The 24,613-nt window shown below is 68.8% G+C and carries 24 protein-coding genes; 11 read left to right on the top strand and 13 right to left on the bottom strand.

From position 1 onward, the window contains the following. The first annotated feature begins 129 nt into the window (after positions 1-129). The 8 genes from glgC to olsB all read left to right on the top strand — a co-directional run bounded on the left by glgC (position 130) and on the right by olsB (position 11,546). The gene (glgC, locus tag ACFSOX_RS16555; RefSeq protein WP_378478990.1) at positions 130-1,347 is read left to right on the top strand and encodes a glucose-1-phosphate adenylyltransferase; all 1,218 of its coding nucleotides are present in this window, start codon (positions 130-132) and stop codon (positions 1,345-1,347) included. Further along, a complete protein-coding gene (gene glgA, locus ACFSOX_RS16550) occupies positions 1,344-2,804 on the top strand; it encodes a glycogen synthase GlgA (RefSeq protein WP_378478916.1) in 1,461 nt (486 codons plus the stop codon). Before glgC ends, glgA begins: the two co-directional genes overlap by 4 nt. Positions 2,805-2,981: 177 nt before the next feature. Next, a complete protein-coding gene (locus tag ACFSOX_RS16545; protein WP_378478915.1) occupies positions 2,982-3,182 on the top strand; it encodes a hypothetical protein in 201 nt (66 codons plus the stop codon). Positions 3,183-3,289: 107 nt separating this feature from the next. Continuing rightward, entirely contained in the window at positions 3,290-4,828 is a 1,539-nt protein-coding gene (locus ACFSOX_RS16540) for a YifB family Mg chelatase-like AAA ATPase (RefSeq protein ID WP_378478914.1), read from the top strand. 211 nt (positions 4,829-5,039) lie between these two features. After that, the gene (locus ACFSOX_RS16535) at positions 5,040-5,519 is read left to right on the top strand and encodes a response regulator (RefSeq protein ID WP_378478913.1); all 480 of its coding nucleotides are present in this window, start codon (positions 5,040-5,042) and stop codon (positions 5,517-5,519) included. Further along, positions 5,516-8,254: a hybrid sensor histidine kinase/response regulator gene (locus ACFSOX_RS16530; RefSeq protein WP_378478912.1), complete on the top strand. Its 2,739-nt coding sequence runs from the start codon at positions 5,516-5,518 to the stop codon at positions 8,252-8,254. The genes ACFSOX_RS16535 and ACFSOX_RS16530 overlap by 4 nt, the downstream gene beginning before the upstream one ends. Positions 8,255-8,457: 203 nt before the next feature. Further along, positions 8,458-10,359, top strand: coding sequence for an ATP-binding protein (locus ACFSOX_RS16525; protein ID WP_378478911.1), 1,902 nt, complete (start codon positions 8,458-8,460; stop codon positions 10,357-10,359). Between the two features lie 254 nt (positions 10,360-10,613). Then, the gene (gene olsB / locus ACFSOX_RS16520) at positions 10,614-11,546 is read left to right on the top strand and encodes a l-ornithine N(alpha)-acyltransferase (protein ID WP_378478910.1); all 933 of its coding nucleotides are present in this window, start codon (positions 10,614-10,616) and stop codon (positions 11,544-11,546) included. Positions 11,547-11,746: 200 nt separating this feature from the next. On the opposite strand, the gene ACFSOX_RS16515 is transcribed toward olsB, so the two are convergent. From ACFSOX_RS16515 to hisF, 5 genes are all read right to left on the bottom strand, one after another. Continuing rightward, positions 11,747-12,298, bottom strand: a complete 552-nt coding sequence (locus ACFSOX_RS16515) for a hypothetical protein (protein ID WP_378478909.1) — start codon at positions 12,296-12,298, stop codon at positions 11,747-11,749. A gap of 5 nt (positions 12,299-12,303) precedes the next feature. Next, positions 12,304-13,338, bottom strand: a complete 1,035-nt coding sequence (locus ACFSOX_RS16510) for a hypothetical protein (RefSeq protein ID WP_378478908.1) — start codon at positions 13,336-13,338, stop codon at positions 12,304-12,306. A 313-nt stretch (positions 13,339-13,651) separates the two neighbouring features. Further along, positions 13,652-14,617, bottom strand: coding sequence for a type I pantothenate kinase (coaA, locus tag ACFSOX_RS16505; RefSeq protein WP_378478907.1), 966 nt, complete (start codon positions 14,615-14,617; stop codon positions 13,652-13,654). A gap of 4 nt (positions 14,618-14,621) precedes the next feature. Next, positions 14,622-14,945 (bottom strand): phosphoribosyl-ATP diphosphatase, encoded by a 324-nt coding sequence (locus ACFSOX_RS16500; RefSeq protein ID WP_111358777.1) that lies wholly within the window; start codon positions 14,943-14,945, stop codon positions 14,622-14,624. Between the two features lie 39 nt (positions 14,946-14,984). Further along, a complete protein-coding gene (gene hisF, locus ACFSOX_RS16495) occupies positions 14,985-15,776 on the bottom strand; it encodes an imidazole glycerol phosphate synthase subunit HisF (protein WP_378478906.1) in 792 nt (263 codons plus the stop codon). 28 nt (positions 15,777-15,804) lie between these two features. On the opposite strand from hisF, the gene ACFSOX_RS16490 reads away from it, so the two are divergent. Then, complete coding sequence (locus tag ACFSOX_RS16490; RefSeq protein ID WP_378478905.1) at positions 15,805-16,548, top strand: DUF3800 domain-containing protein; 744 nt, start codon at positions 15,805-15,807, stop codon at positions 16,546-16,548. A 209-nt stretch (positions 16,549-16,757) separates the two neighbouring features. On the opposite strand, the gene hisA is transcribed toward ACFSOX_RS16490, so the two are convergent. The 4 genes from hisA to hisB form a co-directional block, all read right to left on the bottom strand. Then, positions 16,758-17,507: a 1-(5-phosphoribosyl)-5-[(5-phosphoribosylamino)methylideneamino]imidazole-4-carboxamide isomerase gene (gene hisA, locus ACFSOX_RS16485; protein WP_378478904.1), complete on the bottom strand. Its 750-nt coding sequence runs from the start codon at positions 17,505-17,507 to the stop codon at positions 16,758-16,760. After that, on the bottom strand, positions 17,495-18,145 hold the full coding sequence (hisH, locus tag ACFSOX_RS16480) for an imidazole glycerol phosphate synthase subunit HisH (protein ID WP_378478903.1): 651 nt from the start codon (positions 18,143-18,145) through the stop codon (positions 17,495-17,497). Before hisH ends, hisA begins: the two co-directional genes overlap by 13 nt. Continuing rightward, positions 18,142-18,630 carry a DUF2628 domain-containing protein gene (locus ACFSOX_RS16475; RefSeq protein WP_378478902.1) on the bottom strand — a complete coding sequence of 163 codons (489 nt, stop codon included), beginning with the start codon at positions 18,628-18,630 and terminating at the stop codon, positions 18,142-18,144. The genes hisH and ACFSOX_RS16475 overlap by 4 nt, the downstream gene beginning before the upstream one ends. A gap of 65 nt (positions 18,631-18,695) precedes the next feature. Next, entirely contained in the window at positions 18,696-19,289 is a 594-nt protein-coding gene (gene hisB, locus ACFSOX_RS16470) for an imidazoleglycerol-phosphate dehydratase HisB (protein WP_378478901.1), read from the bottom strand. Positions 19,290-19,609: 320 nt separating this feature from the next. Between hisB and hslV the strand changes: the two genes are divergently transcribed. Together hslV and hslU are read left to right on the top strand one after the other, a co-directional pair. Then, entirely contained in the window at positions 19,610-20,185 is a 576-nt protein-coding gene (hslV, locus tag ACFSOX_RS16465) for an ATP-dependent protease subunit HslV (RefSeq protein ID WP_378478900.1), read from the top strand. Between the two features lie 135 nt (positions 20,186-20,320). Then, positions 20,321-21,628 (top strand): ATP-dependent protease ATPase subunit HslU, encoded by a 1,308-nt coding sequence (hslU, locus tag ACFSOX_RS16460; protein ID WP_378478899.1) that lies wholly within the window; start codon positions 20,321-20,323, stop codon positions 21,626-21,628. 237 nt (positions 21,629-21,865) lie between these two features. On the opposite strand, the gene ACFSOX_RS16455 is transcribed toward hslU, so the two are convergent. From ACFSOX_RS16455 to ACFSOX_RS16440, 4 genes are all read right to left on the bottom strand, one after another. Further along, positions 21,866-22,213, bottom strand: coding sequence for a 4-fold beta flower protein (locus tag ACFSOX_RS16455; RefSeq protein ID WP_378478898.1), 348 nt, complete (start codon positions 22,211-22,213; stop codon positions 21,866-21,868). Between the two features lie 274 nt (positions 22,214-22,487). Then, a complete protein-coding gene (locus ACFSOX_RS16450) occupies positions 22,488-23,024 on the bottom strand; it encodes a hypothetical protein (RefSeq protein WP_378478897.1) in 537 nt (178 codons plus the stop codon). A gap of 264 nt (positions 23,025-23,288) precedes the next feature. Then, on the bottom strand, positions 23,289-23,945 hold the full coding sequence (locus ACFSOX_RS16445; RefSeq protein ID WP_378478896.1) for an invasion associated locus B family protein: 657 nt from the start codon (positions 23,943-23,945) through the stop codon (positions 23,289-23,291). A gap of 247 nt (positions 23,946-24,192) precedes the next feature. Further along, complete coding sequence (locus tag ACFSOX_RS16440; protein WP_378478895.1) at positions 24,193-24,600, bottom strand: YkvA family protein; 408 nt, start codon at positions 24,598-24,600, stop codon at positions 24,193-24,195. Between the last annotated feature and the right edge of the window lie 13 nt (positions 24,601-24,613).

Here is a 24,613-nt window from a genome sequence, read left to right as displayed (position 1 = left end):
AGGCGCCGCGCGGGCCGGTCCTGCGCGGGCGACCCGGCCGGGAGATTTCGACGATGCGTTTCGCAACCTGAACGAGGCAATTCCGTGCCGATTGTACATTCCACGCCGGGGCCGTTCGCCCGTTCCGCCATGGCCTATGTGCTGGCCGGCGGCCGCGGCAGCCGGCTGCACGAGCTGTGCGACAACCGCGCCAAGCCGGCGGTCTATTTCGGCGGCAAGTCCCGGATCATCGACTTCACGTTGTCCAACGCGCTCAACTCGGGCATCCGCCGCATCGCGGTGGCGACCCAGTACAAGGCGCACAGCCTGATCCGCCACATGCAGCGCGGCTGGAACTTCTTCCGCCCCGAGCGAAACGAGAGCTTCGACATCCTGCCGGCGAGCCAGCGCATCGCCGGCGCCAGCTGGTATGCCGGCACGGCTGACGCCGTCTACCAGAACCTCGACATCATCGAGAGCTACAATCCCGAGTTCATCGTCCTGCTCGCCGGCGACCACATCTACAAGATGGACTACGAGCCGATGCTCCAGCAGCACGTGGAGCAGAAGGCCGACATCACCATCGCGACCATCGAGGTGCCGCTCAAGCAGGCGGTCCATTTCGGCGTCCTGCACGTCGACGAGAACGACGTCGTCGTCGACTTCGTCGAGAAGCCGCCGAAGCCGCCGCACATGCCGGGCAACCCGGAGCTGGCGCTGGCCAGCATGGGCATCTACGTCTTCAACACCAAGTTCCTGATCGACCAGGTGCGCCGCGACGCCCAGGATCCGCACTCGACGCACGACTTCGGCAAAGACATCGTCCCGTATCTGGTCAAGTACGGAAAGGCGGTGGCGCATCCGTTCTCGCGCTCCTGCGTGCGCTCGCGCGAGGAGACGGCCGTCTACTGGCGCGACGTCGGCACCATCGGGGCCTACTGGGAAGCGAACATCGACCTCACCGCCGTGGTGCCGCAGCTCGACCTGTTCGACCACAACTGGCCGATCTGGACCTATGCCGAGATCACGCCGCCGGCCAAGTTCGTGCACGACGAGCAGGGCCGCCGCGGCACCGCGATCGCCTCGCTGGTCGCCGGGGGCTGCATCATCTCGGGCGCCTCGATCCGGCGCTCGCTGGTCGGCACCGGAGCGCGCGTGCACTCCTATGCCTTCGTCGAGAACTCGGTGATCCTCCCGCAGGTCGACATCGGGCGCGGGGCGCGGCTGCGCAACGTCGTGATCGACAAGGGCACCGTGATCCCGCCCAAGCTCGTCGTCGGCGAAGATCCCGAGCTCGACGCCGACAGGTTCCGTCGCACCGAGGACGGCATCTGTCTCATCACCCAGCAGATGATCGATCGGTTGTGATCGCAGCGACGCCGATCCACGTCCTGTCCGTCGTCTCCGAGATTTTCCCCTTCGTGAAGACCGGGGGTCTCGCCGACGTCGCCGGCGCACTGCCGGCGGCGCTCGCCCCCGAGAACGTCCGCACCGTCACGCTGATCCCCGGCTATCCGGACGTGATGGCGGCGCTGCGCGACGTGAGCCCGATCCTCGCCGTCGACGACCTGTTCGGCGGCCCGGCCCGCCTCCTGCACGGCCGCGCCAGGCAGCTCGAGCTGATCGTCATCGACGCGCCGCATCTCTACGACCGGCCCGGCAATCCCTACATGGCGGCGGACGGCCGCGACTGGCCCGACAACGCGATCCGGTTCGGCGCGCTCGGCCTGATGGCGGCGCGACTCGGCGCCGGCGAGGTGCCGGCCTTCCGGCCGGACGTGCTGCACGCCCACGACTGGCAGGCGGGGCTTTCGGCCGCCTATCTGCGCTACCGGTTCGAGCGCCGGCCCCGCACCGTGATGACGGTGCACAACCTCGCCTTCCAGGGCCTGTTCCCGGCGTCGCTCCTGTCCGCCCTGGCGCTGCCGCCGCCGGCGTTCTCGATCGACGGGGTCGAGTTCCACGGCGAGATCGGCTTCCTCAAGGCCGGCCTCGCGCTCTCGGACTGGATCACCACGGTGTCGCCGACCTACGCGGCCGAGATCCGCACCCGCGAGTTCGGCATGGGCCTCGACGGGCTCCTGCGCGGCCGCACCGAGCGGCTCTCCGGCATCCTCAACGGCATCGACGACACGGTGTGGAATCCGGGCCGCGATCCGCTGATCGCCGCCACCTTCGACGCCCGTCGAATCGCGCCGCGCATCGCCAACAAGGCGGAGCTGAAGAAGCGCATGGGGCTCGCCACCGACGACGCGCTCTTGTTCGGCGTGGTCAGCCGGCTGACCTGGCAGAAGGGCCTCGACATGCTGGTCGAGGTGCTGCCGACGCTGCTCGCCACCGGCTCGCAGCTCGTCGTGCTCGGCTCCGGCGAGCGCAACCTGCAGCAGGCGTTCTTGGACGCCGCCCGCATCCATCCGGGCCGCGTCGCCTGCGTGATCGGCTACGACGAGGCGCTCGCTCATCTGATCCAGGCCGGCGCCGACGCCCTCCTGATGCCGTCGCGCTTCGAGCCGTGCGGGCTGTCGCAGATGTGCGCGCTGCGCTACGGGACCGTGCCGGTGGTCAGCCATGTCGGTGGGCTCGTCGACACCGTGATCGACTGCAACGACATGGCGATCGCCGAGGGAGTCGGCACCGGCATCCAGTTCCGCCCGACCATCGGCATGCTGGAGGCGGCGGTCCTGCGCGCCACCGCGCTGTGGCGCAACGGCAAGGTCTGGCGCCGCGTCCAGCGCAACGCCATGCGGGCCGACGTCTCCTGGCGCCGCTCCGCCCGGCGCTACGCCACCCTCTACCGCGCCCTGATGGCCGAGCGGCGGCGGTAGGCGTCCGACCCGTGGATCCACCTCGGGCGGAAGCCCCCGCGGCACCGCCTCTGCTCATCGAGCCCTCCCCGAAACGCATGGCGGCCGCCGCAGGACGGCCATGCCGGCGCGATTCACGGTTCGGCGACATCCTTGATGTAGACAGGGGCTCCTGGACGAGCACACGACGTCGCCTGGTTGTTCGATCGGACCCCGCACGCGCTCGACGATCCGGCCTCCGGCCGGCCCACCCGCGCCAATGACGGCTTTCCGATGCACGACCTCGGCCTCACCCTCTTCAACGTCGTCGCCAGCAATCCGCTCCCCGCCGGCGCGGTGCTCGGCTCGTCCCTGCTGACGCTCCTCGCCTTCGTCTATCCGCGCTCCGGGCTGAACTGACCGGCGGGGCGCCGCCGGTCGCCCTCCCGCGCTGTTCCCTAATTGTTCTTGCCGCACCGACGACACCCTGCTACCCTGGCGGGCATTCCGAGTTCGGGGGCGGTGGCATGGTGCAGCGGGTGACGACCGTGGCGTTCGAGGGCATCGAGGCGCGGGCCGTCGACGTCCAGGTTCAGGTCGCCCCTGGCTTGCCGGCCTTCAACGTGGTCGGCCTGCCCGACAAGGCCGTCTCGGAGGCGCGCGAAAGGGTGCGGGCGGCGCTGGTCGCGTCGGGGCTCGCGCTGCCGGCGCGGCGCATCACCGTCAACCTCGCCCCGGCCGACCTGCCCAAGGAGGGCAGCCATTACGATCTCCCGATCGCGCTCGGCCTGATGGGTGCCATCGGGGCGATCCCGCCCGACGCGCTCGACGGCTACACGGTGCTGGGCGAGCTCGGGCTCGACGGCTCGATCGCCGCGGTCGCCGGCGTGCTGCCGACCGCGATCGCCGCCAACGCGCGCGGCGACGCGCTGATCTGCCCGGCCGCCTGCGGCCCGGAGGCCGCCTGGGCGAGTCCCGACATGACGATCGTCGCGGCCGGCTCGCTGATCCAGTTGGCCAATCACTTCAAGGGCACGCAGGTGCTCACGCGGCCGCAGCCGCGGATTCGCGCGGCGGCGGCCGCGCTCCCCGACCTCGCCGACATCAAGGGCCAGGAGAACGCCAAGCGGGCCCTCGAGATCGCCGCGGCCGGCGGCCACAACATGCTGATGATCGGCCCGCCGGGGGCCGGCAAGTCGATGCTCGCCGCGCGGCTGCCGTCGATCCTGCCGCCGCTGTCGCCGGTCGAGCTCCTGGAGGTGTCGATGATCGCCTCGGTCGCGGGCGAGATCCGCGACGGAGCGCTCAGCGACCGACGGCCGTTCCGCAGCCCGCACCACTCCGCCTCGATGCCGGCCCTGGTCGGCGGTGGCCTGAAGGCACGGCCCGGCGAGATCTCGCTCGCCCACAACGGCGTCCTGTTCCTCGACGAGCTGCCGGAGTTCGAGCCGCGGGTGCTCGAATCGCTGCGCCAGCCGCTGGAGACCGGCGAGGTGGCGATCGCCCGGGTCAATCACCGGGTCACCTATCCGGCCCGCTTCATGCTGGTCGCCGCCATGAACCCGTGCAAATGCGGCCGCGCCGGAGAGCCCGGCTTCGCCTGCCGGCGGGGGCCGATCGCGCGCTGCACGGCCGAGTATCAGGGCCGCCTTTCCGGCCCGCTGCTCGACCGCATCGATCTGCATGTCGATATCCCGGCGGTGAGCGCCGCCGACCTTGCGCTGCCCCCGGCCACCGAAGGCAGCGCCGCGGTCGCGGCCCGGGTGGCGCTGGCGCGCGAGCTGCAGGCGCAGCGCTACGAGGCGCTCGGCTTTCCGCATGTGCGCACCAACGCGCAGGCACAGGGCGGCCTCCTGGAGGAGGTCGCGACCCCCGACAAGGCCGGGCTCGCGCTGATCCGCGAGGCCGCCGACGCGATGCGGCTGTCGGCGCGCGGCTATCACCGGGTGCTGCGGGTCGCCCGCACGCTCGCCGACCTCGCCGGGGCCGAGCGGGTCGGCCGCGTCCACGTCGCCGAGGCGCTCGCCTATCGGACGCGCGTCGACGAGGTGCGCCGCGCCGCCTGAGCGTTTTTGCCCGTCCGCTGTCCTCCGGCGAGGCGCGCCGGCGCGACGACGCGACCCCGTCCCTTCGCGCGGCGCCCTCGCCGGTTCAGGCTAGATCGATTCCTCGCCTGTTCGGGCTGTGACGGGCGTATTGACCGCCACCCCTGGTTTAATCGAATCTTTCCGCTTCCTTGCCACGATGGGCGACGAGGCAAGACGTCGGGGACGCAGGATGCCGGACCGCAGCGAGCCGAACTCAGCGCAGGCCGAAACCGAGCCCGGCACGGCCGGCGGACCGCCGATGCCGTCGCTCCTCGTCATCGACGACGACACCGTCCACCGGATGATCATCGGCCGGGTGGCGCAGCGGGCCGGCTATCACGTCGTCGACGCCGCGTCCTACGAGCAGGCCGTCGCCCTGCTGGAGCGGCACACCTTCACGCTGATCAGCCTCGATCTCACACTCGGCTGCCACGGCGGCGCCGAGGTGCTGCACGCCGTCGCCGCCCTGGATCTGAAGACCCCGATCGTCATCGTGTCGAGCTCCAACGAGACGATCCGGCGCGAGACCGCGGCGATGGCGAACCTGCTCAGCCTGAACGTCTGCCGCACGCTCCCGAAGCCCGTCGATCTCGCCCAGCTCCGCGCCATCCTGCTGGAGATTCGCCAGCGCGACGCCGTCGGTCTCGCGCCGGCCGGCTGGTCGACGTGACCCCGCCGGGCGGCCCCCCCGGTCCTGCAAGCGGCCGGGCCGCCACGCGCAGCGGCGGCGGCGGCCCGGTCAAGATCTCGCGGCCCTTCGCCGGCCTGATCGCCGGCGCCGTGTTCATGATCGCGACCATCGTCGGGATGAACGCGCTGGTGCTCGGCAATCTGCGCGAAAGCGCGCTCGCCGCCGCCGAGCAGTCGCTCACCCAGCGCAGCGCCATCATGGCCGAGCAGGCCGACCGCGCGCTGCAATCCGTCGATCTGACCCTCAGCGCGCTGCTCGAGCACGTTCCCGACGCGGTGTCGAACGACCGGGCCGAGTTCGGCCGGCGGCTGTCGGGCCTGTCGACCCACACGATCCTGCGCGCCAAGGCGACCGTGGTGCCGCAGCTCGAGGCGCTGTCGCTGTTCGACAGCAGCGGCGCGCTGGTCAACTTCTCGCGCTTCTGGCCGACCCCGGCTCTGTCGATCGCCGACCGCGAGCATTTCCTGCGTCTGCAGACCGAGCGCCTCCCGCACTCGATCATCGGGGCTCCGGTGCAGAGCCGCGTCACCGGCGAATGGCTGGTCGGCCTGCACCGACGGCTCGACGCCTACGACGGCAGCTTCATGGGCATCATGTCGGCGACCCTGTCGCTCGACCATTTCGAGCAGCTCTATCGCGCCGTGTCGCTGTCCGAGCACGACTCGATCGCGCTGATGACCCGCGAGGGCGTCCTGCTGATGCGCCATCCTCGCGTGCCGCTGATCGGCAAGTCCTTCGCGATCCGCGACGGCGGCGAGCGCGCCTACACGGAGCACCTCGTCAGTCCGCTCGACGGCCAGGAGCGGGTCGTCGCGGTGCGGCCCCTGAAGAGCTATCCGCTGGTGATGGTCGCCACCACCACGAAGAACCACGCGCTGGCCGGCTGGCACGCGGTGGTGCGGCTGTCGGTGTTCCTCTCGGTGATCGGCGCCGTGATCGTCATCGTCGCAGCGCTGTCGATCGCGCTGTGGTGGAACGAGCAGACTCGCGCCGTGAAGGCCCGTACCGATCAGATGGCGGCCGAGAACGCCCGCGCCCGCGCCGAGGCGGAGCTGATGCGCGAGCGCGAGAAGGCGGCCGAGGCGGCCAACCGGGCGAAGTCGGATTTCCTGGCCACCATGAGCCACGAGATCAGAACGCCCATGAACGCCCTGCTCGGGCTCGCCGCGACGCTGATGGAGAGCGACCTCGACGCCGAGCAGCGCGTCTGCGTCACCGCGCTGCACGACGCCGGCGACAATCTCCTGCGCATCCTCAACGATATCCTCGACTTCTCCAAGCTCGAGGCCGGCAAGCTCGAATTCGAGGCGATTCCGTTCTCGCCGGCGGCCCTGGTGGACAACGCCGTCAGCATCGTCGGCAAGCGCGCCGCCGATCGCGGCCTCGTCATCCACACCGCGATCGCGCCCGACCTGCCGGCGGCCCTGATCGGCGACGCCGGGCGGCTCCGCCAGGTGCTGCTGAACCTGTTGTCCAACGCCGTGAAGTTCACGTGCCGGGGCGAGATCCGCGTCGCCGTGCGCCGCCTCGGCTGCGACGCGGAGCGGGCCGAGATCGAATGGATCGTCGCCGACACCGGCATGGGCATCGCGGCCGACCGCATTCCGTTCCTGTTCGACAAGTTCACCCAGGCGGACCCGTCGATCAACCGCCGCTTCGGCGGCACCGGGCTCGGGCTCGCCATCTGCAAGCACATCGTCGACCAGATGGGCGGCACCATCGGGGTCGAGTCGGCCGAGGGCGTCGGCACCACGTTCCGGGTCCGCCTGGCCCTCGCCTGGTCCGACTCGTTCGTCGGCGAGCCGCGCGGCGACGACGCCTGGATCCTGGCCGCCTTCCGGGAGAGGCTCGCGGCGCTCGGTCGGCCGTTGCGCCTCTTGATCGCCGAGGACAATCCGACCAACCAGCTCGTCGCCGTGAAGATGCTCAAGGAGTTCGGCATCGTGCCGCGGCTCGTCGGCGACGGCGCCGAAGCCGTGGCGGCGGTCGCGGAGACCCGCTACGACGCCGTTCTGATGGACGTGCGGATGCCCCAGATGGACGGGCTCGAGGCGACGCAGACGATCAGGGCGCGCGGCGGCCCGAACGACGGCGTGCCGATCGTCGCCATCACGGCCAACGCCTATCCCGAGGACATCAAGATCTGCCGTGCCGCCGGCATGACCGGCTTCGTCGCCAAGCCGCTGCGCAAGCAGGCCCTGATCGAGGCGCTGCTCGACGTCGTCGAGCAGCGCGGGGTGGAGCCTCGGGTGGCCGAGCCTCGGGTGGCCGACGGCGCGGTTCCGCTGCCGACGATGCCGCAGGCGGGCACGGGTCCGGGCGACGGCCCGGCCCGGCCAGCGGGCGGCCCGGCGAGCGGAGGCGATCCCGACCAGGCCATCGACGGCGCCATGCTCGCGATGCTGGCCGAGGAGATCGGCGAGGACGGGCTCGCGCTCGCCGTCGAAGTGTTCCTGCGCGAGTCGGACGCGCGGCTCGCGCGGATGAGCGACCTGTTCCCCGAGCTCGCCCGCGACACCATCGCGGTCGAGGCGCACACCCTCAAGGGCGCGGCCGCCACCATGGGCGCGGCCGCGGTGGCGGCCCTGGCGGCGGAGCTCGAGAGGGCCGCCGCGACCATCTCGGCCGAAGACTATCGGGTCCAGATCGCGCGGCTCGACACCGCTCTCGCGCACGCCCGCACGCATCTGGTCGCCCTCGCCGCCGCGGCCTGACGGCGCATCGCCGCCCCAAGCACGCCGAGCATGCCGAGCACGGAGGCCGAGACCCGCTGGCGCGGGCCCGGCCCGACGCGGGCCCGGCACGACAACAGATCAGCAAGATTCCGGTGCTATCCCGAAGCACGGCCGCTGCCGGGATCCGGCCCCGGGCGCGCCGCTCGAGACGGCGCGACGGCGGGCCGGGAACGAAGGCGCCGATGCACGACAGGCTCGAACGATCCGTCCGCCCCGCCGCCCTGATCCTCGGCACGACGTCGATCCTGCTCGGCGTCCTGGTCGGCCTCGTCCTGCTCCGGGCCCCCGCGGCCCCGGAGCCGCGCCTCGTCGCCGGCCTCGTCATCGCATCGGCGCTCGCCGCCGCCGCGGCGCTCGCCCTCTTCCTGCACGACGACGCCCGGCTGCGCCGCGCAATCGCGCGACGCGACGACCGCATCGAGGCGCTCGCCGACCGCGAATGGGAGCTGATCGACGCCGAGACCCGGGCGCGACGCGCCCTTGCCGTCGTGCGCCAGGAGGCCGAGGCAGCGGGCCGCGCCAAGAACCGCTTCCTCGCCACCGTCTCGCACGAGATCCGCACGCCTCTGAACGGCATTCTCGGGATGTCCGAGCTGCTGCGCGACACCCCGCTCACGCCGGCCCAGGCCACCTATGTGGACGCGGTGAGGACGTCGGGCCGCGCCCTCATGGTCCTGATCGAGGACATTCTCGACTTCGCCAAGATCGAGTCGGGCCGCATCACCGTGACGGCCCGGCCGTTCGGTCTGGTCGCACTGGTCGAGTCGGTGGTCGAGCTGGTCGCCCCGCGGGCGCACGACAAGGGCGTCGAGATCGCCGCCTTCGTCGACCCGGCCGTGCCGGCCGTGGTGGTCGGTGACGACGCGCGGCTGCGCCAGGTGCTGCTCAACCTCGTCGGCAACGCCGTGAAGTTCACGCCGGCCGGCAGCGTCACGGTGACGGCCGCGCCGGGCGCGGCGCCCGGGACCGTCACCGTCTCGGTGCAGGATACCGGCATCGGCATCGCTTCCGACGCTCAGGAGCGCATCTTCGGCGAGTTCGAGCAGGCCGATGACGGAGCGGACCGCCGCTTCGGCGGCACCGGGCTCGGCCTCGCCATCACGCGCCGCCTCGTCGCGCGACTCGACGGCACCGTCACGGTCGACAGCGCACCGGGCGCCGGCGCGACCTTCCGGGTGACGCTGCCCCTGCCGGCGGCCGGCGGTGCGGCCCCGACGACCAGGTCGCCCGACCTGTCCGGACGCGGCGTGCTGGTCGTCACCGCCGACCCGCGCGCCGTGGCGGCCCTGGTCCGCCAGCTCGATGCCTGGGGCGCCCGCACGGCCCTGGCCGCACCGGCCGAGGCTGCGGTGGCTCTCGCTCGCGAGGGCTGCGACGCCGTCCTGGTCGACCGCGGCATCGGAACGGCGGCGGCCGCCGCCCTCGTCCCCGAGCTGCGCGCCGCGTCACGGCGCCTGGTGATGCTGCGGCCGACCGAGCGCGGCGAGCTGCCCGGCTTCGAGGCGGCCGGCTTCACCGACTATCTGATCAAGCCGGTGCGGGCCGCCTCGCTGGCCGTGCGACTCGGCGCCGCAGCCGCCGCGGCGGACGCCGCCGACGCGGCCCCCGACGCAACGCCGGCGTCGGCGCCGGCGCCGACGCCGGACGCGCCGCGGGCCGATGCCGTCGCTCGTGGATCGTCGCGCACCGTGCTGGTCGCCGAGGACAATCCTATCAATGCGCTGCTGGTCCGCGCCCTGCTGGAACGGCTCGGCCATCGCGTCACCGTCGCGGGCGACGGCCTCGCCGCCGTCGCGGCGTGGCGGGAGGCGGCGCACGGCGGACGCGCCTTCGACGTGATTCTGATGGACCTGCACATGCCCGGCGTCGACGGCCTCGCGGCGACGCGGCAGATCCGCGCCCACGAGGCCGAGCAGGGTCGTTCTCCGGCCCTGATCGCGGCGCTCACGGCCGACGCCTCGCCGGCCGATCCCGCGACCTACGAGGCGGCCGGGCTCGACGCCGTGCTGGTCAAGCCGCTCGAGCGCGACCGGCTGGAGGCGCTGCTCGCCGCCGGCCCGAAGGGCGCCGTGCGGGCCGCCTGATCGGCCCGGCGCGCGCCGGCGGCGCGGCGGCACGGCATTCGGCGCGCCGCCGGTCTGATCACGTCGCGAAATCATGTCGCTCCCGTGACGCTGTCACCCCGCAGCCGCACGGTGTACAACTGTCGCATTGAACGCGTCCGTGTCACAAAACCGTGGTCGCGGCAGCTTATTCACGACGATCGGCTGGGAGCCGCGACTCGTGGCGGTCGCCCGGGCCGAGCCTCCGTGTCCGGGAGCCGTCGATGCCTTTTCCCATGCGCGAAATCCCTCCGAAGCGCCTGTTCGGTCGTGTCGGATTTCCGCGCCCCGGTGCCGGTGTTCCCAAGCTCGCGGCGCTCAAGGCCTATGGCGGCCTGCGCGTCTCCGATCCGCGCCTGACCCGCAGCGACGAGACGCTCGGCCGCATCGGCTCGCTCGAGGTGCGGCTCGCCCACCGGGCCGCCGAGATCCGCCGCGCCCAGCGCCTGCGCTTCGACGTGTTCTATCAGGAGATGTCGGCGGTCGCCGACGCCAAGACGATGCTGGCGCGACGCGACGTCGATCCCTACGACGCGCTGTGTGATCATCTCCTGGTGCTCGATCACGACAAGCCGACCCGCCACGGACCGGCGGTCGTCGGCACCTATCGGCTGCTGCGCCAGGAGATCGCCGAGCGCCGCGGCGGCTTCTACACGGCCGCCGAGTTCGACATCGCGCCGCTGATCGCGCGACACCGCGGCCTGAAGTTCCTCGAGCTCGGCCGTTCCTGCGTGCTGCCGCCCTATCGCAACAAGCGCACCGTCGAGCTCCTCTGGCACGGCATCTGGACCTATGTGCTGCGCCACAAGGTCGACGTCATGCTGGGCTGCGCCAGCCTGGAGGGCACCGACCCGAACGCGCTCGCGCTGCCGCTGTCGTTCCTGCATCACCATGCATCCGCCCCCGAGGCATGGCGGGCCCGCGCGCTGGCGAGCCGCTACGTGTCGCTCGACCGCATGGCGAAGGAGAGCGTCGATCCCAAGGCCGCCCTGCACGCGCTGCCGCCGCTGGTGAAGGGCTATCTGCGGCTCGGCGCCGTGATCGGCGACGGCGCCGTGATCGACCACCAGTTCGGCACCACCGACATCCTGGTGATCCTGCCGGTGAGCCTGATCAACACCCGCTACATCGGCCACTTCGGCGCCGGCGCCGAACGCCACGCGGCGTGAAGCCGGCGTTCACGCGTTCCGACTCGTCCTGAAAGCGTGCTGGGAAAGTAACCCAGGCTGAATAGAGCCTTAGCCGCATGACGAGATGTTGCGACCACGCACTGAGCGAGGCTGCATACCGAAAGCCGACGGCTCGTGTCTCAAATTTGTAGACGACTATATATGGGTGCGCAGCTAGTGCTCGCCCTCCGGAAAGTTGCTTATGACGGCAACGTCCACGGATCCCAGTTCCGAATAAAATATACCGCTAGCAAAAGAGACACCAACAGCGCGGACCACCACGCGGTTTGATAGGCAGTCTCGCGCAACAAAAGGAGCTTTCTCAACGAATTGGCTTCCTTAGTCAAATCTCCAGAACCTTCAATCGGTGCCGCGTCGTCGGTGAATTTGGCGGGCTCGATGTAGCTCAGCAGGTTCCAGAAGACACCAACCACCATCAAGCACGAAAAGATCGAGGCCAGGGTTAAGAATACGATTGCATAAACGAGCTTGCTGAACGGCTGTCCCGCGTGAGTCGAAAATGTTATAACCGCTAGTATGATGCCATTATACCGCATCAGCGCAGAGGCTTTTGAATCAAGGATATTAAGAAGCTTATATATTTCGTCGATAGTTGTCTGTTGCTTGAGTTTTCCTGATCTCAGCGCCTCGAATTTTGAATCGATTGATTCGTTGCCTGGCAACAACCGAGCGAACAATTGCCAAGCGTTCGATGTTAGTCCGTTAAGGGTGCGGATATATAATCTCAGCATGAATCTTACCCGGATAAATGGGTTTTGCACAATCTCGCAGCAAGCATTGCGGACCGGGCGGCGCGGCGAATGTCCGGGAGTCGTTTTTCGACCTCGACAAAGGCTGCCCCGACAACGTCGGCATACGCTTGATCGTTCAGAATCACTTGCATCTCGGAGCGAATGACGATATGCGGCCCGTACTCATCGCGAGTAAACAATTCCACGAGACGGTCAATCGCATCGCCCATCCGCGACGGATTCCCTCGGGTCGATGGGAGCTTGTCCAGGTCTCGAACACCTCCCTCCTTGACGGGTTCGCCGGACTGACTTTCGTTCCGCGTGTTGTGCAAGGCAAAGAGAAACTTCTTTATCCAACTGGCTTCCGGCGTGCCTTCCGAATGGCCTCGCCAATTATCAATTGACTTCAAGTTAAATAACACTTCTTGAGTCAGATCCGGAAAGTACAAATTAGATTCCAGCATCATGCTTATTGTTGGCTTTCCGATCGCGTCGGCAGCTTTGCGGATTCGGTCCGGCGCATCATTCATCGCCGAACCATATTCGACGCCGAGTTTTCCAAACATGTCCGAAGCGGCACCCTCATGGAAAGCGAATGCCACCCCACCTCCATTAAGCGAATCCATTACCGCACCAATAAGGCGCCGCAATGCCAAATCCATTTCCAATGCAGTGAAGCGTCTGCCGTCGAGCTGGCTTTTTAGGTGATAGATAAAATGCGACAGCATAGCGCAATCGCATTTTTCCGACGCCAGTGGCTCGCCAGAAAAGGCATCCCGTACACTCAACTCTCCAATCCGGATATTTGTCCCCTGAAGAGCGGTTAGATTGATACGAGCCCGCTCGATCGAATTCAGTTGATAGTCAGAGCCATGGATGATGAACCCTGCGCTATGGAACATAGACATCGCTTTTATGAACTTCGCCGTAGACGATCCGTCGCCGATGCCCGGCTCTAGCCAACGGAGGGGCTTATCACCTCCGAATAAAACGCCTCGTTTCGCCATCTCTTCAGTGAGCACTTGCAGGTAAAGGCTCATCATATGCTTTTCTTCGTTCGACTCGGGGGTTAGAAACCCTCCAATCCCGAAAAAGCATTCATTGTAATCGAAACGACCCTCTTGAAAGGGAAGAAGGCAATTTGCCATCGGTGCCACCCATCCCACCGAATCGAGCAACCTCTATTATGCCCGTCTCGGTTGCATTTCGATGACAGCCAATGCTTTTGATCCGCTCGCAGCGCAAGCAAGAGGAAAAATGTACCGCAACCCGAGAGAGATCTCCTCAGCCTCGCGGCGAGAAGAACAGGGCGGCACGCACCAGCCTCAGAGTTCGCCGAGCAACCCGACAACCTCACAGCCGCCGCAGCGCGACCTCGGCGATGCGGTGCGTCTCGCTCTTCTTCAGAATCAGGTCGGCGCGCTGGCGGGTCGGCAGGATGTTCTCCTGCAGATTGACCAGATTGATGCGCGTCCAGATGTCGGTCGCCATGGCGACCGCCTCGTCGTCGGTGAGCTGCGAGTAGCGCCGGAAGTAGGACTTCGGGTCGCGGAACGCGGTCGAGCGCAGGGCGAGGAACCGCTTCACGTACCAGTGGTGCAGCACGTCCTCGTCGGCGTCGATGTAGACGGAGAAGTCGAAGAAGTCGGAGACGAACGGGATCGCCTTGCCGTCCTTGGGCGGGCGGCCGGTCTGCAGCACGTTGACGCCCTCGACGATCAGGATGTCGGGGCGGTCGATTTCGATCCACTCGTTGGGCACCACGTCGTAGACGAGATGCGAGTAGACGGGTGCCCGCACCGGCCGGCGGCCGGCCTTGATGTGCGAGAGGAAGCGCAAGAGCCCCGGCAGGTCGTAGCTCTCCGGAAAGCCCTTCTTGTCCATCAGGCCTTCCTGCTGCAGCACCGCGTTTGGAAACAGGAAGCCGTCGGTGGTGACGAGATCGACCTTCGGCACGTTGGTCCAGCGCGCCAGCAGCGCCTGCAGGACGCGCGCCGTGGTCGACTTGCCGGCCGCCACCGACCCGGCGACGCCGATCACATAGGGCACCTTGGCGTCGACCGTATTGAGGAAGCGTTGCTGCGCCCGGAACAGCTTCTGGGTCGCGGCGACGTAGAGGGACAGGAGGCGGGAGAGCGGGAGATAGATCTCCTCGATCTCGGCGATGTCGAGCCGGTCGTGCACCGAGCGCAGCCGGATCACCTCGGCCGGCTCCAGCGTCATCGGCGTGTCCTCGCGCAGCGCCGCCCACTCGTCGCGGGAGAACACCCGGTAGGGCGAGAGCTGCGTGTCGGAGCGGGGAACGACGAGCTGATCCATCGGGTCAGGCATCCTTCCGTGAGGCCTTCTCGTCGAGTCCGGATTGCGCCGTACGGGATTTCAGCAGGGCCTCGACCTCGGAGATCGAAATGTCTCGGGCCTTCAACAGGACCAGCAGATGGTACAGGAGATCGGCCGCCTCGGCGACGACGCGATCGCGGGTCTCCCCTGCGCCGGCCAGCACCACTTCGATCGCCTCCTCGCCCATCTTCTTGGCGCAATGGGCGGCGCCCTTGTCGAGCAGCTTCTTCGTGTAGGAGGTCTCGGCGCTCGCCGCGGCGCGCGACGCGATGATGGCCTCGAGGTCGTGCAGCGTGAAGGCGCTCATGGTCGTCAGGTCCGTGGGAAGAGAAATTCGCGAATATTTTCAGGGATCGAGGCGCATCGGCAGGCCGGCCGCGGCCATGTGGGCCTTGGCCTGCCGGATCGTGAACGTGCCGAAGTGGAAGATCGAGGCGGCCAGCACCGCGGTCGCGTGGCCGTCGCGGATGCCCTCGACCAGGTGATCGAGGGTGCCGACCCCGCCCGAGGCGATCACCGGCACCGGCACGGCGTCGGCGATGGCACGGGTCAGCGCGATGTCGAAGCCCGACTTGGTGCCGTCGCGGTCCATCGAGGTGAGCAGGATCTCGCCGGCGCCGAGCGCCACCACCTCTTTCGCGTACAGGACCGCGTCGATCCCGGTCGGCGTGCGGCCGCCATGGGTGAAGATCTCCCACCGGTCCGGCGCGGACGGCGCCGCCGTGCCCGGCCCCGCCACGCGCTTGGCGTCGATCGCCACCACGATGCACTGGTTGCCGAACTTCTCCGCCGCTTCGGCGACGAACCGGCGATTGTTCACCGCCGCCGTGTTGATCGACACCTTGTCGGCGCCCGACTGCAAGAGCGCCCGGATGTCGTCGACGGTGCGCACGCCGCCGCCCACGGTCAGCGGCATGAAGCACGCCTCGGCGGTGCGCCGCACCACGTCGAGAATGGTGCCGCGGTTCTCGTGGCTCGCCGTGATGTCGAGGAAGCACAATTCGTCGGCGCCGGCGGCATCGTAGGCGATCGCCGCCTGGACCGGATCGCCGGCATCGACCAGATCGACGAAGTTGACGCCCTTGACGACACGGCCGTCCTTGACGTCGAGGCAGGGAATGACGCGGACCTTGAACATGGTATGATCGTCGTGCAGTTGGTTCGCGATGTCAGACTTCAGCGACTTCATCATTTACGCCGACGAGAGTGGCGACCACAGCCTCGTCAAGATCGACGAAGGCTATCCGATCTTTGTTCTCTGCCTGTGCGTGTTCGACAAGGCGTCGTATTTGCGGCGTATCGTTCCGGCCGTGCATGCCTTCAAGTTCAAGTGGTTCGGGCACGACACCGTCATCCTGCACGAACGGGAGATCCGGAAGAAGCTGCCGCCCTTCGAGTTCTTGAACGTTCCCGATCGAAACAAATCGTTCCTCGAGGATCTGAACGCGCTGCTCGCCAAAGCGCGTGTCTGGATGATCGCTTCCGTCATCGACAAGCGGCGATTGAAATACGAATATCTCTTCGACGAAAACCCCTACCATCTCGCGCTGTCGTTTTGTGTCGAGAGAACGGTCGAGTTGATGGAAAAGCGGGGCAACGGCGGAAGAACGCTTCATTTCGTCTTTGAACGGCGTGGCAACAGAGAGGACAAGGCGCTCGAGCTCGAGTTCCGGCGAATCGTTGGTGGTGGCAACGTCTATCAGCGTAAACTGCCGAACTTCGAAATTGTCTTCGTCGACAAGAAAGCCAACGCGGCCGGCATGCAGATCGCCGATCTCACGGCCCGACCGATCGGCCTGAAAGTTCTGCGCCCGGCTCAGCCTAACCGGGCTTTCGACATCATCGCTGGAAAGATGGTGCATGGGCGCGGCGACAGACCGGGGCTGGGCCGTATCCGCATCTTCCCCTGATCCGCCGCGCGCGGGCGGCCTCTCGAAAAGCGAATGGCCCCGGATCACTCCGAGGCCAAGCGCCGACCGGGAACCCCCAATCCATTTGCCTGCAATATAATAAGCGTCTTCGTTCGGGTCAATGGCGCGTCGGAAATTGTTTAACAGAGTCAGCCAATTAGAGAAATTCTCGCCAACCGATTCATTTGACTCGATGAATTGAGCCGCGCTCATGACACCGCGCCCGCGCTCTTCAGCAGCGCCAGCGCCTTTCTGGCGTCGAGGCGGCCGTCGTAGAGGGCCCGGCCGGCGATCGCCCCGGCGAGCTTCTTGGCGCGCGGCTCGATCAGCTTCTCGATGTCGCCGATCGAGGCGAGGCCGCCCGAGGCGATGACGGGAATCGAGATCGCCTCGGCGAGCGCGATGGTGCCGTCGAGATCGAGGCCGGTCAGCATGCCGTCGCGGCTGATCTCGGTATAGACGATGGCGGCGACGCCGGCGTCCTCGAAGCGGCGGGCGAGATCGAGCGCCGGCAGATCCGACACCTCGGCCCAGCCCTCGACCGCGACGCGGCCGCCGCGCGCGTCGAGCCCGACCGCGACGCGCCCGGGAAACCGCTTCGCCGCCGTCTTCACCAGCTCGGGATCGCGCACCGCCGCGGTGCCGATGATCACCCGGGTGATGCCCTTCTCCAGCCAGCCCTCGACGGTCGCGAGATTGCGGATGCCGCCGCCGAGCTGCACCGGGATCGAGACCAGCTCAAGGATCCGCTCGACCGCCGCGGCGTTGACGGGCTTGCCCGCGAAGGCCCCGTCGAGATCGACGATGTGCAGATACTGAAAGCCGATCTCCTCGAACTGGCGCGCCTGCTCGGCGGGATCGCGGTTGAAGATGGTGGCGCGCGCCATGTCGCCCTGCTCCAGGCGCACGGCGAGGCCGTCCTTCAGGTCGATGGCGGGGAACAGGATCACGGGGCCCATCTCAAAAAATTGGCGATCAGCGCGAGGCCGAGCCGCTGGCTCTTCTCCGGGTGGAATTGGGTTCCGGCGGCGGTGCCGGCGGCGACGATCGCGGTGACCGGGCCGCCGTAATCGACCTGCGCGACGAGATCGCCGGGGTCGGCCGTCTTCAGGTGATAGCTGTGCACGAAGTAGGCGTGCAGGCCGTCCGGCCCGGTCGGGATGCCGTCGAGCAGCGGGTGCGGCGCGAGTGCGTTCAGCGTGTTCCAGCCCATGTGCGGGATCTTCAGCGACGGGTCGGTCGGCGTGATCCTGTCGACCTCGCCCGGAATCCAGCCGAGCCCGTCGACGACCTCGTATTCGCGGCCGCGCTCGGCCATCAGCTGCATGCCGACGCAGATGCCGAGGAACGGGCGGCCGCGCCGCCGCACCGTCTCCTCAAGGGCCTCGACCATGCCGGTCACGGCGTCGAGCCCGCGCCGGCAGTCGGCGAAGGCGCCGACGCCCGGCAGCACGACCCGGTCGGCCGCGCGCACCACGTCGGGATCGCTGGTGACCAGGATCGGCTGGTCGTGCCCGCTCTCGCGCGCCGCCCGCTCGAAGGCCTTCGCGGCCGAATGCAGGTTGCCGGAGCCGTAGTCGACGATCGCGACCGTCATCGCCCCGCTCCCGGCAGCGGGAACAGGCCGAGCACGCCGCGCCCGGCCGGCCGCAGCCGCGGCGCCGGCGCGTCGCTCCAGGCGCGGTCGAGATCGCCGGCCGCGTCGGCGCGGCGGGCGAAATAGCGCTGCTCGGCCGTCTCGAGGTCGTCGGCGACGACGATGCCGGCCTCGCGCCAGCCGCCGCGCAGGAGCGTCCAGCGGCGCAGCGTCGCCGATTCGAGCCCGACCAGAAGGGCGATCAGCACCGACACCGCGAGCCGTGCCCCGGCGGGCACCGCGAGCGCCGCATGGGCGACGCCGAAGCCCGCCATCACCAGCCCCCAGCAGACGAGCACCAGCCACATCCGGTGGCGGGTCATCCACAGGGGGCCGAACAGGAAGGCGCCCCAGGAGAAGCCGTCGCGCACGAAGCGGACCCGGACCGGATCGGCCGGCTGACCGTCCGGCCGGGCGGGGGGCTCCAGCACTGCATAGACTGCCATGTCGTGTCCTTCGCTGGGTCGCGGCCGCGGCCCGTCCGGCCGCGCGTCTCGTCGGCGCCGGGCCGTCAGCCGCCCAGGCTGCCCTTGGTGGAGGGGATCTCGTCCCGGGTCCGCGGATCGATCGCGACCGCCGAGCGCAATGCCCGGGCGAGCCCCTTGAAGCACGACTCCGATATATGGTGGTCGTTGTCGCCGGACAGCGTCTCGACGTGGAGCGTGATGCCGGCGTTCATTGCGAAGGCCTGGAACCACTCGCGCACCAGCTCGGTGTCGAAGGTGCCGATCTTGTCCCGCCGGAACGACGTGCGGAACACTAGGAACGGCCGGCCGGAAATATCGATCGCCACCCGGGTCAGGGTCTCGTCCATGGGCAGATGGACGTCCGCATAGCGGCCGATGCCCTTCATGTCGCCGAGCGCCTGCTTCACCGCCTGGCCGAGCGTGATGCCGACGTCCTCGGCCGTGTGGTGCTGGTCGATATGCAGGTCGCCCTTGGCCCTGATCGTCATGTCGATGCGGGAATGGCGGGCCAGCAGGTCCAGCATGTGGTCGAGGAAGCCGATGCCGGTGTCGACCGACGCCTGGCCGGTGCCGTCGAGATCGACCGCGACCTCGACGTCGGTTTCCTTGGTGGTGCGCTTCACGGTTGCGGTGCGCATGAACGACACGCCTTCTTGCCGGCCGGTCGGCCGATCCGCGACAGGATCCGGCCGGGGCCGCGCCCCGGGCCTCCGCCCGACCGCGACCATTTGTCTGAACCGCCGGCCTTTTATCAGGGTGGCCAGGGTTCCGCCACTGGGGGCGGTGCGGACGCCGAACCCGCCCCTTGCGCTGCCGCTTCATCTCTCCCCGCGCGCGGGGAGGGGCAGCGCAGCCCGCTGCACCCGATACCCGCCGTGCGCCGACGTCCGAGTTTCCCCTCGCGTTGCAAAGGGGTCGGGCCGCTCCTAGATCAGGGCGTCACCGGGGTTTCATCTTGATGTCTTCCGCGCACACGTCGTCCGACCCGCCCGCGTCGTCCGCCCTCTGGCACGGCACCACGATCGTCACGGTCCGCAAGAACGGCATCGTCGCGGTCGGCGGCGACGGCCAGGTGTCGATCGGCCAGACCATCGTCAAGGGCAACGCCAAGAAGGTGCGCCGGCTCGCCGGCGGCGGCGTGATCGGCGGCTTCGCCGGCGCCACGGCCGACGCCTTCACGCTGTTCGAGCGGCTCGAGGCCAAGCTCGAGCAGTATCCGGGCCAGCTCATGCGGGCCGCCGTCGAGCTCGCCAAGGACTGGCGCACCGACCGCTACCTGCGCCGGCTGGAAGCCATGATGATCGTCGCCGACCCCAAGGTGTCGCTGGTGCTCACCGGCACGGGCGACGTGCTGGAGCCGGAGAACGGCGTGATGGGCATCGGCTCGGGCGGCAACTATGCGCTCGCCGCGGCGCGCGCGCTGGTCGACACCGACATGGACGCCGAGACGATCGTCCGCCGCGCCCTCGCCATCGCGGCCGAGATCTGCGTCTACACCAACGACAAGGTCGTGGTGGAGACGATGACGACCTGACGTCGCGGCCGCCGTCCGTCGAGGCACGCCGACGCGCGCACCTCGGGACGACGGAAGACAGTCAATCCGTCACCTCGAGGTGCCCGGCGAAGCCGGGCCTCGAAGGGCGACGGCCCTCGGGAAAAACAAGCGACCATGACCGACTTCTCGCCCCGCGAAATCGTCTCCGAGCTCGACCGCTTCATCATCGGCCAGCACGACGCCAAGCGCGCCGTCGCGATCGCCTTGCGCAACCGCTGGCGCCGCCTGCAGCTCGACGAGAAGCTGCGCGAAGAAGTGATGCCGAAGAACATCCTGATGATCGGCCCGACCGGCGTCGGCAAGACCGAGATCTCGCGCCGGCTCGCCAAGCTCGCGGGCGCCCCGTTCATCAAGGTCGAGGCGACCAAATTCACCGAGGTCGGCTATGTCGGCCGCGACGTCGAGCAGATCGTGCGCGATCTCGTCGAGGTCGGCATCGCGCTGACCCGCGAGAAGAAGCGCAAGGACGTCGCGGCGCGCGCTCATCTCGCGGCCGAGGACCGGGTCGTCGACGCGCTGGTCGGCGCCGGGGCGTCGCCCTCCACCAAGGAGACGTTCCGCAAGAAGCTGCGGGCCGGCGAGATGGACGACAAGGAGATCGAGATCGAGGTCGCGGCCGGCGGCGGCGGCATGCCGATGTTCGAGATTCCCGGCATGCCGGGCGCCCAGATGGGGGCCGTCTCGCTCGGCGACATCTTCGGCAAGCTCGGCGGCGGCCGCACCAAGACCCGCAAGGTCACCGTGAAGGAGTCCTACGCGATCCTGATCGCCGAAGAGTCCGACAAGCTCTTGGATCAGGACGCCGTGGTGCAGGAGGCGATCCGCACGGTCGAGAACAACGGCATCGTCTTCCTCGACGAGATCGACAAGATCTGCGGACGCGAGAACCGCGGCGGTGCCGACGTGTCGCGCGAGGGCGTCCAGCGCGATCTTCTGCCGCTGATCGAGGGCACCTCGGTGTCGACCAAGCACGGCTCGGTCAAGACCGACCACATCCTGTTCATCGCGTCGGGCGCCTTCCATCTGGCGAAACCCTCCGACCTGCTGCCCGAGCTGCAGGGTCGCCTGCCCATCCGGGTCGAGCTGAAGGCGCTGACCCGCGACGACTTCCGGCGCATCCTCACCGAGACCGAGGCGTCGCTGATCAAGCAGTACGTGGCCTTGCTGGCGACCGAGGGCGTGACGCTGGATTTCCAGGAGAGCGCCATCGACGCGATCGCCGACGTCGCCGTGTCGGTCAATTCCACGGTCGAGAACATCGGGGCGCGGCGGCTGCAGACCGTGATGGAGCGGGTGCTCGACGAGATCTCCTTCGCGGCCCCCGACAAGGCCGGCGAGACGCTGGTGATCGACGGCGACTACGTGAACAGCCGCGTCGCCGACCTCGCCAAGAACGCCGATCTGAGCCGGTTCATCCTGTGAGCCGAGTCCGCGGCTGTCTTCCCAGCATTCGTCATCCCGGGGCGCGGACCTCGAGGTCCGCGAGCCCGGGATGACGGAGCAGTTCCGCACAGCGCGAACATGTGCTCGCGCGCGATCCTGAGCATCGCGTCGTCGCAGGATCGGGCGATGGCGGGGAGAAGGCGCCGGCGCCGGGCGCGCGTACCGCGCGGGCCCGGCCGTCCGGTCGAACGATCGGATCCGTTCAGATCAGAACCGTCAGAACGGGAACTCGACCGCCCAGCTGGCGCTGCGGGCGGGATGCGCGGGCGGCGTCGCGCGGGCCTGGAAGCCTTCCACCACCGGAGCCTCGGGCTCGGCCGGCGGCGGCATCTGGGGCGGCCGGATGACGCCGAGCCCGAAGGCGTCGGACGCCCACACCACGACGGCGCCGCGGGTGTTACGCATGTGGCCGTGCTTCCACCAGCCGATGTGCTGGCCGCTGCTGTCGTAGACGCTGTGGCCGTCGATGGAGGCCAGGTGGCTGCCCTGCAGGCTGATGATGCGGGCGTGCTCGGCATGGAGCCAGGCGCGCACGCGGCCCAGGCGGTCGTAGAGGGGTTCCATGGCAGTTCGATCTCGGTCCGGGGGTCGATGCGGCACGGCGTTCGGACGAGCGTCGTATCCGCGTGGTGATATATCACGTTCCGCCGTGAGCGAAAAACGCAAGAACACATACACGAGGTGCGTGATCGATCCATACGCCACCACCCAGACAAGCACAATCACCATCTCGGGTGGTGCGAATTATCTCATATCGCCAATTTCGATCTAAGAATCTCTCACACCTGGAAAATTCTGCTCGCGATCGATTGTAACCGTGACTAACGAATCGTGATCGCTAATTGCGCGATCCGCGCAAAGACAGGCTGATCCGGGTCACGATGTCGTCCCAGGCCTTCTCCTCGGCCTGCGGATAGGCGACGTAGATGCAGTGCATCCGCCCCGACGCGCGGGCCGGAAAGTTGCAGCGGCTGTAGAAGATCTCGCCCTCGTTCACGCCCGAGACGGCGAAGAAGCGGTCGGTGATGCGGCGATAGTCGAGGGCGCCGGCGGGAACCTTCAGGTTGGTGCGGACGAATCGCTCCGGCGTGAAGGCTTCGTCGTTCGGCTCGACATAGACCATCAGCCGGGCGCGGCCGTCGGCGGACTGCAGCTCGACGCCCGCGCCGCGCCGCGCCGGCCCGACCTGTTCGGTGAAGATGCCGGCCGGGACGTCGACCCTCGTGCCGGCGCCGTCCGTGAACACGGTCCAGCCCGGCCGATCGAGCCCCGCGGTGCGTCCCCCGGCACCGGGGTCGGCCGGCGCTTGGGCCTGCGCCGCGGCGCCGAAAGCCGCTCCGAGTCCTGCCGCCACAATGCCGAGCATCGTCCGCATGTCGACCTCCACGCGGCCGCGGGCTCGCGGCCGTTCGCGAAGATTAACGGCACTCCGACCGAGACGAGCCACGCCCCTCGATCACAAGGGGGTCAACGACATGCCGCGATATACTGCCCGAGTGAGGTCGACGGGCCCTGCGCGGCGCGGCACATCGATGAAACCGTTTTCACCGAAGCGACGGGCGCGACTGGCTACAGACACCAAGGCGCGTCTCGGAGCCGTATGGGGGCGCCCATGCGCGACGATCACCGGGTGGCCGCCCTACTGGCACTCCTGCGCCACGCGGTCGAGGGCCTGGGCGAGGCCTTTCAGGACATAGACGTCGGTCGAGGCGGTGCCGCGGGCCGACACGCCCTTGATGGTGGCATCGCCGGCACGGCGCAGCGTCTCGACGAGGCGGGCCTCCTCGGCGGCGTTCTTGATCCAGCCGCCGTCGGCCTGGGTGTAGAGCGCGAAGCTCGCGCCGCCGACGTCGAGGGTCGCGTCGGCGTTGGGCTTGAAGCCGTAGCCGAAGATCACCGAGATCTCGTCCTTGACCCGCTCGCCCGGCCGCGAGGCGACGAACAGGAAGGCGGGGTCGCGCGGCCGGTTGGGCGGCGTCGTCTCGGCCCGGCTCGGCTTGGCGAGCGCGAAGCACACCTTGCGGCCGCCCGGGCTCGCCGTGTAGGCCCCCCAGCCGCCGTACTGGCCGAGCAGCTGCGGCTGCGCGCCGCCCGTCACGGCGGCGGGCGGGGTCGCCGGCTGGGTGGTGGCCGGCGCCTGCGGACGGGGCGCCGGCGGCTTCGGCTTGGGCGGCTGGGCCGGGCGTTGGGCCGGCGCGGTCGACGGCGGCGGCGGAAGCTGGGCGGCCGCCGGCCCGGCGAGAACCAGCCCGGCCGCGCCGGCGAGCAGGACGGCGGTCAGTGGCGACCGACCCACCGGCGCGAAACGGAGTCGCGAGAAACGGAATCGAGCGAAACGGCCCGGCGCGTGACGAACTTGCGCGAAACGGCGTGCGGTCGTCGCGGTGGACGACCCGTTGCGGATGTCGTGTCCCATTCTAAACCCGTCAGACTCCCGAATCGCGTCCGGGCGGCCGCCGGCGCGACGGCGCGCGGCCCCGGTGACCCGGACTGTCGAGAACGCCCCGGCGCCCCCGCGCCACTGTGCCCCGATTCGCGGCTCTCTAGCGCGCCATTTCGTCGAGGGCGTGGCGGGCGGCATCGCGGTGCTGCGGGCCGAGATGGGCGACGACCAGCTTGAGGACGCCGGCCAGCACGGCCGCGTCGTCGGTGAAGCCGAGCGCCGGCACGAGGTCGGGCAGCATGTCGGCCGGCATGACGAAATAGGCGAGCGCGCCGAGGAGCGCGACCCGGACGTGGTGCGGGGTGCCGCGGTCGAAGGCGCAGTAATAGGCGGCCAGCAGCTCCTCCGCGAACGGAACCCGGGCGAGGACTCGCTTCAGCTTCGGCCAGAAGCCGCGCCGCACCGTCTCCTCGTCGTGCGCCGCCTGGTCGGTTCGCAAGCGGTCGGATCGCGCCCGGGCGGGGTCGATCGCCACGTCGCCGCCGAACCCTGCCCGCGTGGCCGTCATGGTTCCATCCTCC

The sequence above is a fragment of the Rhodoplanes azumiensis genome (assembly GCF_042682915.1).
GTDB classification, from domain to species: domain Bacteria; phylum Pseudomonadota; class Alphaproteobacteria; order Rhizobiales; family Xanthobacteraceae; genus Rhodoplanes; species Rhodoplanes azumiensis.
Note: the sequence above shows the minus strand (reverse complement) of the source record. Positions and strands in the feature narration are given on the sequence as shown.

Bases quoted from the DNA above. Each gene is read 5' to 3' on its own strand.
- ACFSOX_RS16450 (WP_378478897.1), bottom strand. From the start codon at position 23,024: ATGCGGACGATGCTCGGCATTGTGGCGGCAGGACTCGGAGCGGCTTTC.
- hisB (WP_378478901.1), bottom strand. From the start codon at position 19,289: ATGCGCACCGCAACCGTGAAGCGCACCACCAAGGAAACCGACGTCGAG.
- hisH (WP_378478903.1), bottom strand. From the start codon at position 18,145: ATGACGGTCGCGATCGTCGACTACGGCTCCGGCAACCTGCATTCGGCC.
- ACFSOX_RS16475 (WP_378478902.1), bottom strand. From the start codon at position 18,630: ATGGCAGTCTATGCAGTGCTGGAGCCCCCCGCCCGGCCGGACGGTCAG.
- hisA (WP_378478904.1), bottom strand. From the start codon at position 17,507: ATGGGCCCCGTGATCCTGTTCCCCGCCATCGACCTGAAGGACGGCCTC.
- ACFSOX_RS16515 (WP_378478909.1), bottom strand. From the start codon at position 12,298: ATGCTGAGATTATATATCCGCACCCTTAACGGACTAACATCGAACGCT.
- hslU (WP_378478899.1), top strand. From the start codon at position 20,321: ATGACCGACTTCTCGCCCCGCGAAATCGTCTCCGAGCTCGACCGCTTC.
- coaA (WP_378478907.1), bottom strand. From the start codon at position 14,617: ATGGATCAGCTCGTCGTTCCCCGCTCCGACACGCAGCTCTCGCCCTAC.
- ACFSOX_RS16540 (WP_378478914.1), top strand. From the start codon at position 3,290: ATGGTGCAGCGGGTGACGACCGTGGCGTTCGAGGGCATCGAGGCGCGG.
- ACFSOX_RS16525 (WP_378478911.1), top strand. From the start codon at position 8,458: ATGCACGACAGGCTCGAACGATCCGTCCGCCCCGCCGCCCTGATCCTC.
- glgC (WP_378478990.1), top strand. From the start codon at position 130: ATGGCCTATGTGCTGGCCGGCGGCCGCGGCAGCCGGCTGCACGAGCTG.
- ACFSOX_RS16440 (WP_378478895.1), bottom strand. From the start codon at position 24,600: ATGACGGCCACGCGGGCAGGGTTCGGCGGCGACGTGGCGATCGACCCC.
- hisF (WP_378478906.1), bottom strand. From the start codon at position 15,776: ATGTTCAAGGTCCGCGTCATTCCCTGCCTCGACGTCAAGGACGGCCGT.
- ACFSOX_RS16500 (WP_111358777.1), bottom strand. From the start codon at position 14,945: ATGAGCGCCTTCACGCTGCACGACCTCGAGGCCATCATCGCGTCGCGC.
- ACFSOX_RS16490 (WP_378478905.1), top strand. From the start codon at position 15,805: ATGTCAGACTTCAGCGACTTCATCATTTACGCCGACGAGAGTGGCGAC.
- ACFSOX_RS16455 (WP_378478898.1), bottom strand. From the start codon at position 22,213: ATGGAACCCCTCTACGACCGCCTGGGCCGCGTGCGCGCCTGGCTCCAT.
- hslV (WP_378478900.1), top strand. From the start codon at position 19,610: ATGTCTTCCGCGCACACGTCGTCCGACCCGCCCGCGTCGTCCGCCCTC.
- olsB (WP_378478910.1), top strand. From the start codon at position 10,614: ATGCGCGAAATCCCTCCGAAGCGCCTGTTCGGTCGTGTCGGATTTCCG.
- ACFSOX_RS16510 (WP_378478908.1), bottom strand. From the start codon at position 13,338: ATGAGCCTTTACCTGCAAGTGCTCACTGAAGAGATGGCGAAACGAGGC.
- ACFSOX_RS16535 (WP_378478913.1), top strand. From the start codon at position 5,040: ATGCCGGACCGCAGCGAGCCGAACTCAGCGCAGGCCGAAACCGAGCCC.